Origin of the sequence: Halalkalibacterium halodurans (genome assembly GCF_004376175.1) — a bacterium.
Classification (GTDB): Bacteria; Bacillota; Bacilli; order Bacillales; family Bacillaceae_D; genus Halalkalibacterium; species Halalkalibacterium halodurans.
Genome location: NZ_SNUY01000058.1, coordinates 17,833 through 29,144, shown reverse-complemented (window position 1 = coordinate 29,144; position 11,312 = coordinate 17,833). Strand labels below are relative to the sequence as shown.

At 43.5% G+C, this 11,312-nt stretch carries 11 protein-coding genes and 2 pseudogenes; 11 read left to right on the top strand and 2 right to left on the bottom strand.

The window, feature by feature from the left end; all coding sequences use genetic code 11:
* The 4 genes and pseudogenes from E2L07_RS16090 to E2L07_RS16075 all read left to right on the top strand — a co-directional run.
* The coding region (locus E2L07_RS16090; RefSeq protein ID WP_208402074.1) for a transposase at window positions 1-276 on the top strand (276 nt) is incomplete at its 5' end.
* Between the two features lie 183 nt (window positions 277-459).
* Window positions 460-960: pseudogene (locus tag E2L07_RS16085) on the top strand (ABC transporter transmembrane domain-containing protein); the annotation flags it as partial.
* A gap of 140 nt (window positions 961-1,100) precedes the next feature.
* Window positions 1,101-2,216: an IS4 family transposase gene (locus E2L07_RS16080; RefSeq protein ID WP_134230062.1), complete on the top strand. Its 1,116-nt coding sequence runs from the start codon at window positions 1,101-1,103 to the stop codon at window positions 2,214-2,216.
* A 149-nt stretch (window positions 2,217-2,365) separates the two neighbouring features.
* Window positions 2,366-3,586: pseudogene (locus E2L07_RS16075) on the top strand (ABC transporter ATP-binding protein); the annotation flags it as partial.
* Window positions 3,587-3,635: 49 nt separating this feature from the next.
* On the opposite strand, the gene E2L07_RS16070 reads toward E2L07_RS16075, so the two are convergent.
* A complete protein-coding gene (locus E2L07_RS16070) occupies window positions 3,636-4,562 on the bottom strand; it encodes an iron-hydroxamate ABC transporter substrate-binding protein (RefSeq protein WP_053430033.1) in 927 nt (308 codons plus the stop codon).
* Window positions 4,563-4,731: 169 nt separating this feature from the next.
* Between E2L07_RS16070 and E2L07_RS16065 the strand changes: the two genes are divergently transcribed.
* The 3 genes from E2L07_RS16065 (at window position 4,732) to E2L07_RS16055 (ending at window position 7,815) form a co-directional block, all read left to right on the top strand.
* Window positions 4,732-5,643, top strand: a complete 912-nt coding sequence (locus E2L07_RS16065; RefSeq protein WP_134230061.1) for a TIGR01777 family oxidoreductase — start codon at window positions 4,732-4,734, stop codon at window positions 5,641-5,643.
* Window positions 5,644-5,790: 147 nt separating this feature from the next.
* Window positions 5,791-6,450, top strand: a complete 660-nt coding sequence (locus E2L07_RS16060) for a spore coat protein (protein ID WP_083445605.1) — start codon at window positions 5,791-5,793, stop codon at window positions 6,448-6,450.
* Window positions 6,451-6,579: 129 nt separating this feature from the next.
* Entirely contained in the window at window positions 6,580-7,815 is a 1,236-nt protein-coding gene (locus E2L07_RS16055) for an MFS transporter (RefSeq protein WP_134230060.1), read from the top strand.
* A gap of 47 nt (window positions 7,816-7,862) precedes the next feature.
* On the opposite strand, the gene E2L07_RS16050 is transcribed toward E2L07_RS16055, so the two are convergent.
* Entirely contained in the window at window positions 7,863-8,441 is a 579-nt protein-coding gene (locus tag E2L07_RS16050; protein WP_053431899.1) for an NAD(P)H oxidoreductase, read from the bottom strand.
* Between the two features lie 239 nt (window positions 8,442-8,680).
* Between E2L07_RS16050 and E2L07_RS16045 the strand changes: the two genes are divergently transcribed.
* The 4 genes from E2L07_RS16045 to E2L07_RS16030 all read left to right on the top strand — a co-directional run bounded on the left by E2L07_RS16045 (window position 8,681) and on the right by E2L07_RS16030 (window position 11,311).
* A complete protein-coding gene (locus E2L07_RS16045; protein WP_134230059.1) occupies window positions 8,681-9,067 on the top strand; it encodes a winged helix-turn-helix transcriptional regulator in 387 nt (128 codons plus the stop codon).
* Between the two features lie 93 nt (window positions 9,068-9,160).
* Entirely contained in the window at window positions 9,161-9,469 is a 309-nt protein-coding gene (locus E2L07_RS16040; RefSeq protein WP_134230058.1) for an antibiotic biosynthesis monooxygenase family protein, read from the top strand.
* A 179-nt stretch (window positions 9,470-9,648) separates the two neighbouring features.
* Window positions 9,649-10,113, top strand: coding sequence for an RNA polymerase sigma factor (locus tag E2L07_RS16035; RefSeq protein ID WP_010900007.1), 465 nt, complete (start codon window positions 9,649-9,651; stop codon window positions 10,111-10,113).
* A gap of 1 nt (window position 10,114) precedes the next feature.
* Window positions 10,115-11,311: a hypothetical protein gene (locus E2L07_RS16030; protein WP_134230057.1), complete on the top strand. Its 1,197-nt coding sequence runs from the start codon at window positions 10,115-10,117 to the stop codon at window positions 11,309-11,311.
* The last annotated feature ends 1 nt before the right edge of the window (window position 11,312 follow it).

The window sequence follows — 11,312 nt, the reverse complement described above, 5'->3', positions numbered from 1 at the left end:
TTGGATAAAATGAGCAGTCACTCTTTTCAAGTGAATGAAGTAAAAATGATGATGAGCCTGTTAGCCTATAACCTAACGAATTGGCTACGTACGCTTTGCTTTCCAGAAGCACAAAAAGGGATGCAAATTGAAACCATACGTACAAGGGTCATTAAAGTGGCTAGTAAATTAGTGAAATCAGGACGATCCCTTCATTTTAAATTGTCCTCTAGTTTTGTATACCAAGATTTTTTCTGGAAAGTACTTCAGCGGATTCAACAGCTAAAGCTAGGATAGAATCGAAAAATCCTGTTTTTTAAAACACGATTTAAGACCAAGGGAGAAGTATGCCCAAAAACAGGCATTTTTCCGCTCCTCATTCTAGAAAGATGCTTTTCAGAAGAAAAATAACCATGATTCTTTCAAAGGGATCGGGAATCTAATCGTTTTTGGCCTAAAACCCTGATTTATGTTCGAGGTATGAATAATTCAGGTAAAGGTTTGTTTTTTCTTGATTTCTTTTGTGCGGTATTTGTTGGAATCTTAGAGCTGGCATTTCCGTTAGCAGTCAATCAAGTGATCGATCGTCTGCTACCAGAAGGGAACTGGCAGATTATTTTTTGGGCGTGTGTCGGTTTGCTTTTTGTGTATTTGCTAAACACGGTTATGCAATATGTCGTTACTTATTGGGGGCATAAGCTAGGGATCAACATTGAGTCTGATATGAGAAAAAAGCTGTTTGAGCACATGCAAAAGCTATCATTTGGCTATTATGACAACAATAAGACAGGTCATTCCATTTCGAGACTTACAAAGGATTTGGAGGAGATTGGCGAGGTGGCTCACCACGGTCCCGAAGACGTGTTCGTCGCGATTATGACACTCGTTGGTGCCTTTGCGATTATGCTGTCGATTCATTGGCAGCTGGCGGTCGCTCTTTTCTGCGTTGTACCTTTCATTATCATTTTTGCGGTTTACTTCACTAGTGTTGCATTAATTGATTCAAACTATTAAAAAGACTCGAAACCTTCACTAATCTTGTTTATGGCAAAGAAAAAAGTCCTTTATAATGGATAAGTCAGGTGGTAACCCGTCCAAATCCACTAAAAAAGGACTAACGCATGGACAAGATTACACGAAAAACTTCATTTGGACAATGGTTTTCTTACATAAATCTCAATATTTTTGAAGATCACGTGAAAACCATGAAATTAGACTATTATACAAAGAAATTAACGACAGAATCATTCCTGAAACTACTGCTTTTTGCGCAGCTGGAGGAAGTCGAAAGTTTGCATGCGCTTGGCGACTGCCTGTTTGATGACCAGCTTCAACAAGAGATTGATCTTGATTCGATCAGTATTTCTCAGCTGTCGAGACGGTTAAACGGTTTGAATCCGGATTTGTTCCAGCTTTTATTTCTGGATCTGGTGGGGAATATTCATGCCAGAACGCACGCCACAAAGATGGTAATGCCCCTGAAAATCATTGATTCGAGCACGTTGCCGCTCAATCTGACGAGTCACAGATGGGCGAAATTCCGTAAAACAAAAGCCGGCGTCAAATTACATTTGCGGCTCGTTTTCATGGAAAAGGGAACGTCTTACCCTGAAAAAGCGGTGATGACAACTGCCGGTGAGCATGACCGCGGTCAGCTTGAAGTCATGGTTGATGACAAGGAATGCATGTACGTGTTTGATCGTGGCTACCTTGATTATGAGCGATTTGATCGCATGACAGATGATGGTTACTTCTTCTTAACGCGGCTGAAGAAGAACGCTGTCATTCGAGTGATGGACGATTTTAGCCTCCCCGAAGATTCATCTGTTTTGTCTGACCAAATGGTGTTGATCGGCACCACACAGAACCGGGCTGAAAATGTGTTTCGACTCTTAAACGTCATGGACTCAAAAGGAAATGAACTTCAATTGATCACCAACCGGTTTGATTTGAGTGCTGACGAGATTTCAGACATGTACAAATCGCGCTGGGCGATTGAGCTGTTTTTCAAATGGATCAAACAGCACCTGAATATCAAAAAGTTTTATGGTCAGAGTGAATGGGCGATTCAAAATCAGGTATTCATCGCTTTGATCGTTTATTGTCTCCATGTTTTATCTCAAATTGAAACAGAGAGTAAGCGAAAAATCCTGCAGATCAGCCGTTATTTACGGGCTGCATTATGGAAGCCGGCACGGATCTGGATACGAAAAATTGAAGAAAAGACGATTCCTTAAACCTTAAAACCTTACTGTCACCCTAGTCTTTATGTAAAATATTTTCCAAATGGACGGAGCCACCTTTATTAGGGTAATTACTTTTTTGGCTCTTTTAAGGGAAAATTATTAGACTGAAAATTGCGATATTTTTTATGCAACACTAGTGGGTTTACTTTAATAAAAAAATGACGACAACTTTTCGCCGTATGTTTCAAGATGTAGGCGATATTAATGCACGGGTCGAGGATAGCATTGGGGGAATTAGGATCGTTCAAGCTTTTGCGAATGAGCGCTATGAACAGGCTCAATTTGCGAAAAACAATCAGCGTTATCGGAAAACAAAGCTCGCATCCTATAAAATTATGGCGCAAAACGTAATGGCGAACTATGTGCTGATGCGCTCGATTACGCTGCTCACTCTGCTAGTCGGAACGTGGTTTGTCATCTCTGGAAGCTTGACATATGGAGAGTTTGTCGCCTTTATTTTATTATCGAACATTCTGATTCAGCCGGTCCAAAAAATTAATGCCGTTATTGAAAGTTATCCTAAAGGGATTGCTGGATTTAAGCGATATACAGAAATTCTCGATACCGAACCGGATATTGAAGATGCTCCTGGAGCGAAAGAATGGAACATTCAGGGGAACATCCAATATGAAGGGGTCACGTTTGGTTATGACGGGATGGACGATGTGCTAAAAAATATTGATCTTACCATTCGTGCAGGTGAAACAGTAGCGTTTGTCGGCCCTTCTGGAGCTGGGAAAACGACGCTATGTAGCTTGCTGCCTCGTTTTTATGAGGTGAAGGACGGAAGGATTGTAGTTGATGGGCTCGACATTCGTGAAATGAAACTCGAGAGTTTGCGCAATCAAATTGGGATTGTGCAGCAAGATGTCTTCTTATTTTCAGGAACGGTGAAAGAGAACATTGCCTATGGCAACCTTCAAGCAACGGATGATGAAATTATGGAGGCTGCTCGCAAGGCGAAGTTGGATGATTTTATCCTAAGCCAGCCAGATGGTCTGGAAACGGTCATCGGTGAGCGAGGAGTCAAACTATCAGGGGGACAGAAACAGCGGCTATCGATTGCTCGAATGTTCCTAAAAAATCCACCTATTTTAATTTTAGATGAAGCTACTTCCGCCCTTGATACAGAGACGGAGCTCGCGATTCAGCAGTCGCTATCAGAATTAAGCAAAGGCAGAACGACGCTCGTCATTGCACACCGTCTGGCAACGATTAAAAATGCTGATCGAATCATCGTGGTCACGAAAGAAGGTATTGCAGAGCAAGGAAGCCATGAGCAATTGCTACAAACAGGTGGAATTTATGCTCGTTTGCACCGCGCCCAATTTGGAGAATTCCTTGTTCGAGCACAAGTATAAGGCAAAAAGAGAGAAGCTGACCGGGGGGACTGGACAGCTTCTCTCTTTATTATTCAGATAAAAAGTGTTCTTTAAAAAATTCAAGTTGAAGCTCGAGGGAAAGTGGATCATTAAAGTAAAATTCTTTTGCGTTGGCTTCAAATACTTGGCCATTTTGCACCGCTGGAATGCTTTGATACGTGTTCGTTTCTTGGAATGAATTGTCAGCTTCGTCATTTTTGCTTAAGATGATGTAATCTCCAGCAAACTCTGGTAACGCTTCAAACGATAGGGCATAATAACCGTCGGCAAGTGCCATTTCTTCCACCTTTTCCGGCATCGCTAAGCCCATCGTTTGATAAAGAATTTCGGTGCCGCGTCCCCAGTTGTTACCGAACACGTACAGTTGATCTTCAAATGTTTCAATCACGGAAACAGTTGCATCTTCCCCAATTTTTTCTTTGATCTCTTCTCCAGCTTGCTCTGCACGAGCTTTGAAGTCATCAACCCATGCTTGAGCTTCCTCTTCTTTGTTTAATAGCTTGCCTATTTCAACATGCTGTTCTAAGTAGTCGAGGTTATTGTAAGTGTACAATACGGTTGGTGCAATTTCTTGAAGCTGTTCCGCGTTTTGTACAGTAGAGTAAGCAATAATTAAATCAGGATCTAGCTCCATAATTTGTTCTAGGTTCTCCTCGGATACCTCCGTTACGTCTTGAAGCAATTGTTCGTAGTTAGGATTGTTCTTTGACCAAGTGTCAACACCAACAACATTTACATCAAGGGCAAGGATATTGCCAGTAAAGCCTAAGGCGACTACACGCTGAGGGTTGGCAGGGACTTCGATGGGACCCGCTTCTGACTCGTATGTGATCATTCCATCTTTGGATTCTAGTTCGTCAGCTTGTTGTGCATCTGTATTGCTTCCACAAGCAGCGACTACAAGCAAAGCGAAAAGCAACATGGTGAGAAGTAATAAGTGTTTCCGTTGTTTCATTGTTTGTGCTCCTTTATAAGTGAAAATGATTATCAATATCGTTCACAATCTTTACTATAAAAAAACGGATGAAGAAAGTCAACATAAAAGTTTGTTTTAACTGTCGGAAAAAGTGGATTCATTTGCTAAGCTAGAGGTAAGAACTATTTGCCAAGAATTGAGGGATTAGATGACGAAAAAAATAGTGTTAGCTGGTGGGACAGGATTTATCGGTCAATACTTGCAACAACGCTTTGTGGAGAACGGCGATGAAGTCGTAATTATTTCGAGAAGGGCTCCACACGTTTCATGGGATGATTCAGAGGCTGTTCGTGAAGCGTTAGAGGGGGCGGACATGCTCGTCAATTTAGCAGGAAAGTCGGTGAACTGCCGCTACAATGAACAAAATAAAAAAGCGATTTTGCAGTCGAGGATTGACACGACTAACAAACTAGGTGAAGCGGTGTTAGCTTGCGAGCGGCCACCAAAGCTTTGGCTTAATTCAAGTACGGCGACCATTTATCGCCACGCTGAAGATCGACCAATGACCGAAGCAAATGGTGAACTCGGATCTGGCTTTTCGGAAAATGTGGCGAAAGCTTGGGAAGAGGCATTCTTCTCCTTTCAATTGCCGGACACAAGGCAAACGGCATTGCGAATTTCCATTGTTTTAGGCGGTGATGGAGGAGCGCTGACACCGTATCGCTATTTGACGAAATTCGGCCTTGGCGGCAAACAAGGTTCAGGAAAGCAAATGGTCAGTTGGATCCACGTAGAGGACGTATTCCGTGTGATTCGCTTTATTGAAGAACAAGAAGCGCTTGAAGGAGTAATTAATTGTACAAGCCCGCACCCCGTTTCCAATAAAGTGTTAACGACAGCTATCCGGCGTGCCATGAATATGAAAATTGGCTTGTCTGCAACCGCATGGATGCTCGAAATCGGTACCTTTTTATTGCGAACAGAGTCTGAGCTCATTTTAAAAAGCCGGTGGGTCTTACCAGAACGCTTGCTTCAGGCAGGTTTTACGTTCCAATACGAAACGATCGATGACGCCCTTAGCGAAATTTTAGTACAGTCCAAATCAGCTTCCTACCTATAGAATATGGTGTTTGCAGGGTGACCATCCATGCAGATCGTTGGCAAAAAAAGTGAGGTAAAGTAGGCGTGTGCACGCGCATACTAAATGGCGTAACACCACTAAGATCAATGGAGGTTTTCACCTGTGAACACTCAATTCAATCAGCAGATGAACCAACAAATGAACCAGCAACAAATGCCGGCGCCAGGACAACAGATGAATTCGACTCAAATGCCTAGTAACTTGAGCCATGGCGGTCATGAGGTGTTTGATGTTCAGGAAGTCTTGACGAGTACCATCGGCGTTCTAGACCAATATATGATGTTCCGCACCTTCGTGAAAGATCAGCAGTTATTGAACATTTTGGATCGTCAGTATTCGTTTTTGACCGATCAATACAACATTCTGTGTGAGTGTTTCAATACAGGAAGCAAGCCTTCCCACGGAACAAAGGTGTACAACATGCAGCTTAGCAATAATGTCACCTATGGCTTTAAACCAAGCCAGCCGAAGAAACCAATGCAATCGATCAACGAAGTTTCTGACCAAGGAATTTCCGGTCATATGCTTGGATTAATGAAATCACAGGCAACCATGCTAACGACGGCTTCCTTAGAGGCAACCAATCCTGTCGTTCGCCGAGTGCTTGCTGACAGTGTACCGAATGTGGTCGAAATGGCGTATGAGCTTTTCCTTTACCAAAACCAACATGCCTATTATCAAGTACCACAATTGGCACAGCAAGATATGCAAAAAATGATGTCTGGCTTCGCACCGGCTAACGGTCAGCCGCAAATGCCACAGGCAGGCCAAATGTATCAAAACTAACCGAACGAAAAGCGCTAGGGGTGTCTATACCCCTGGCGCTTTTTTCATTAGTTGCGTTTTTCCCGCAGAGAAGGACTTATACAGTTGGAGGGACGATTATTATCCATCATTGAAGGGAGCGTGTGACCAATGGATCAGCCTTTTTTTAAACGGCCTTTCGTCGTTTTGTGGATCGCACAAAGCGTTTCCGCCCTTGGAGGTACCTTCACTACGTTTACAGTCAGTTGGCTCATGTACCAATTGACCGACTCCCTTGTCGCGATGAGCGGGGTTTGGATTGCCTTTATGATTCCAAAGCTGCTGACCAATCTAGTCGCAGGTCCGTATCTAGATCGGTTTCAATATAAAGTGGTAATGGTTGCGTCCGAGTGGATTCGTGCCGTCGCCTTTTTCGTGCCGACCGTCTTGTTGGTAGGAGACATGTTAACGGCTCCCGTCTTGATTATGGCAGCCGTGCTCACCGGGATTGCGGAACCGCTGTTTCGCCCTGCTGGGATGGCTTATGTGGCTCATATTTTACCGGAAAAACATCTACAGCGAGGCAATTCGATCCTCGAAGGAACAATGCAAATCGTCATGCTTATCGGTCCCGCTCTAGGCGGAGGACTCATCGTCTTAGTCGGTCCATTGCCACTGCTCGTTTTTATTGTGATCGCCTTAACGGTATCAGGCTTTTTGCTTTTAATGCTGGATCGTGTACATCGCGCGAAAACGAATGATCGAGCCTCATGGCTGACAATGTTCAAAGAAGGGATGTCCTTTTACAAAGTATATCCAGTGTTGTTTTCGGTTGGTTTGCTAATGATGATGATTAATTTTAGCAGTGGTGCTGCTTTGCCTATGTTTTTGCCCTACGTCCTTGAGCATTTACATGGGACGGAATTTCAGTACGGCTTGTTTATGTCAGTCTATTCTTTAGGAATGGTCCTTGGCTCATTTTTGTGCGGATTGTACCCACCACCAAAAAATTTGCGACGTGTGATGCTCGGCTGCTTGACCGTCTCTTCCTTTCTCATGATGGCCCTTGGGTTCATTACAAGCATCTGGATTGCCATTGGGATTGCAACCATGCAAGGCTTCTTCGCAATGGCGTTTACGATTAACAATACGACCTTTTACCAGCGGCGGGTACCAGAACATCTGCGTGGCCGTGTGTTTACTGTACGGGCCTTGCTCGCCCAATCAGCGATTCCATTAGGAGCCGGAGTAGGAGGTCTCCTAGCAGAGGCGTACCGATTTCAAGTGTTATTTCTCATTCTTGGCGGGCTTATGCTCGTATCTACATTGCTTGCATGGAGGATGCACGTATTTTATCAACTGAATCATCAGCCTGTTGGTTCCGAGGAAACCACCCAGAGAGCGTAAGTGTTTTGTTATATTGAGCATTTTGCATAAAACGGAGCTCTTTAATATTAATGATCCTTGTCATAGTTCAATCCTAAGCGATAAGCTTCGTTCAGCAGCATTTCGTAATGATTGGGATGGGAATCCAGTGTCTCATATAAGAATTCAACCTTGGAATTGGAAACACCGCAATAATCTGCAATTCCCACATTGAGCAGATGAGTAATCATTTCATCATAGTTACGCTTTTTCATCTGTTCTTTCGAAACACCGGCCAAACCAATCCACAAGACTTGCTGATGATGAAGGTGATTTGCACCGTACGCAAACCCGTTATTCCATACTCGGTCAATATACCCTTTTAGCATAGCCGGCAAATGCCACCACCAAAGTGGAAAAATAAGTGCCAAGGCATCATGCTCCTTCATCCGCCTTATTTCCATTTCTACTTCAGGGGAAAATGGCTGTTCCGCAACTGACCAATCCGGTTCATCTACCCCTTTTAAAACAGGATCAAAACCAATCTCATGCAAATCCAATATTTCATACTCGTGACCAGACTCGGTAAGGCCTTTTACGAAATGCTCGGCTACCTCAAAGGTCAAGGAATCTTTTCTCGGGTGTGAAACAACGGTTAATACTTTCATGTTTGTATCTTCACTACCTTTCTTTAGCAACTAATTTCTCGCCTTGATCAATGGCTGATGCTATTATAAACAGTAAGGAAATTATCTGGAAGTAGGTACTTTTAAGTTCTATAGGATGATCCAGGTGCCATAGGAACATGGAAGTTCCCTAGGCAGAGCCCCTAAAAACGAATCTGAGTAACGGGTTGAGGGGACTGGTTGTTCTAAGCAAACACAGCCTTGTAACGGAGGGTTAGGAGATGACGGAACAGAGGAAAAATGGCGGTCAAAAGAAGTATCAAGTTGGAGTGGAAGCGGCTTTAGAAGTAATGGGAGGAAAATGGAAGCCTTTAATTATATACCACTTAATGACAGGTCGTAAGCGAACGTCTGAGCTCCGTCGGTTAATGCCAGCCATTACTCAAAAAATGCTAACCACTCAGCTCAGGGGTTTGGAAAAGGATGAGATCATTACACGCAAGGTTTATAACGAGGTCCCTCCTAAAGTGGAGTATGAGTTAACGCCCTATGGATGGGGATTAAAACCTGCGCTAGACCTTTTATGCTATTGGGGAGAGGATCACCTAGAAAAGGTTTATGGCGACAAATCCAAAGTTTTGGAAGAATTTCAATGCTGTAAAGAATAAATTTGAACACTTTGGTAGCACCGAGGCAGCCACTTTATATTTGATAATGATAATCAATATCAAATATAATTGGAGGAAAGGAGGAATGATCTCATGTTTTTTCAAGTGAAAACACTACGTGTAGAAGAGGGACATAGCGATAAAATCGTCGAAAAATTTGCTAGTAAAGGACTCATTGAAGAACAGCCGGGGTTTATTGATATGAACATCCTGCGAAAAAAACAGCGCCGTGGAGATGAGGAAGTGGTGGTCATCATTCGCTGGGAATCGGAAGAAGCGTGGAAAACTTGGGAGAAAAGTGACGCCCATCTAGCTGGACATCGGGAAAATCGTGGGATACCAAAGCCTTCATACATATTGGATGGCCGTCAAGACGTTTATGAAGTGTTAGCGAAAAAATAACGAGTCACCCCCTATCATCGCGATAGGGGTATTTTCATCCTTCCCAATGATGCTGGTTCCCCTAACCGAACGATCCCCTGATTGCCATCAAAAAATTTTTTTCCTTTCATGTTATCAATTTCTCGGTTTCATTCGTTATCTAAGTGAAAAAGAAAAAGCCGAAAAGGTGAGTGACGTATGTGAAGGTGAGTGAGCTATATGAGGAGCTGAAACAGGATCTATATCGATTTGCTCGTACCATTAGCCGTAACGAGCAAGAGGCGAACGATTTAATACAAGACGCGATGGAAAAGTCGTTAAGGTGTACGGAATTACTGGATTGGCCGAGGCATAAGCAAAAGGCTTGGTTTTATCGGGTGATGAAAAATCAGCTCATCGATATTAGGCGAAAGGAAAAGCGGGAAACAGATTGGGATGATAGTGTGATCCCGCCCTTTACAACAGCAGGAACATCTTACGTAGAAATGGTCGATCTTTTGTCTAAGCTGCCAGCATCGTTAAGTGATCTTGTGTTCAAGCATTTTTGGCTTGGGCTAACGAGTCAAGAAATAAGTGAAAAAGTAGGCGTACCGGCTTCTACGGTGCGTTACCGCATTCGACTTGCGGTGAAAAAGTTACGAGAGTACATGAAGGAGGAAGGATAGTATGGGCCGCACGTTTGGCAATATCGGGGTTTTAAATTTGTTAGAGGCGACGGAAGATAGCATTAAAGAAGTGGATTCGATTAAGAATGTTGGTACGGTGCTATATCGAAAAGAAAACGCCCACCTTTTAACGAAACTAGCGATTGGAAATATAGGTGCCACCTTGGAGGTTCCAGGGGATGCACGGTTTGTCACGGGTGTCTGTACGTTGGATGCCGCCTATTTAGAAGCGGTGGATGAACCGATGACGCTCCTTGTGACCGGAATCGTAGTCGTAGATCATGATGTAACGGTCGAGCATATCAAACGAACGGCCTGTCAATTAAAAATGACAGGAAACCTTTTTGTTCCACCTCAGTTGAAGGGAGCAATTGGGCTCATTTTGAAGGAAGGAACGGGACAAGTGAAAGTATATGAAGGAGCGCCACCACGATTGGAAGTAGGAGTCGTTATGATGACGAACGGTTATTTACAAGGGTTGCAAACGAACACGCATCTGATCGTCAATGGACAATTAACGTTAGCGGCGGATCTTGATCTTGACCTCTTTCACGAGAAAATTTGGGCGATTGAAGTGAATGGGAAGGTGAAGGTCTACAGTAACCAACAAGCAGCGTTTTACCAAAAAGGTCAAGTAACAGGAGTCGCAACTGTCATTCCTGAAGGGTTTGAACCGATTTCGTCCTCCCTTCGAATCAATGCTCGCTCGATCCGGCGCTTTCGCCAGCAGTCCATCTATACGGAATCTCCGATTATCTTTGAAGCTGGAATTTCGCGAGAGGCTTTCGAACAGGCCATTTCGTCGATTCATTCCACCTCTTTCATCGTCTGTCATGAAGACATTGAAGATCTTATCTATGAACGATTAGAACGATTGGAAACCGATGTTCTCACCTTTGCCAATCAATTGCGTTACGTAGGAAAAGAGGAGGATTGGACGGCTAGCGACCTTCTTGGGTTAGAAAAGGGGACGGAGGTCATTGTTGATGGGATCTTAACACTTTCTGAGGACATTGAAGAATCGTTGTTGAACGAACGGATTGGCGAAATGGATATCCTTGGCGAAGTAATTGTTCAGCATGCTACGCAAAAAGCGCTAATTCAGAGAAAGGGACGCCTTATAAGCGGAATCTTGACAGTAGCTAGTGAAGTGAGAGAAGAAGTTCAAGTTGAAAACATCGGGACATTGTCCTTATAGA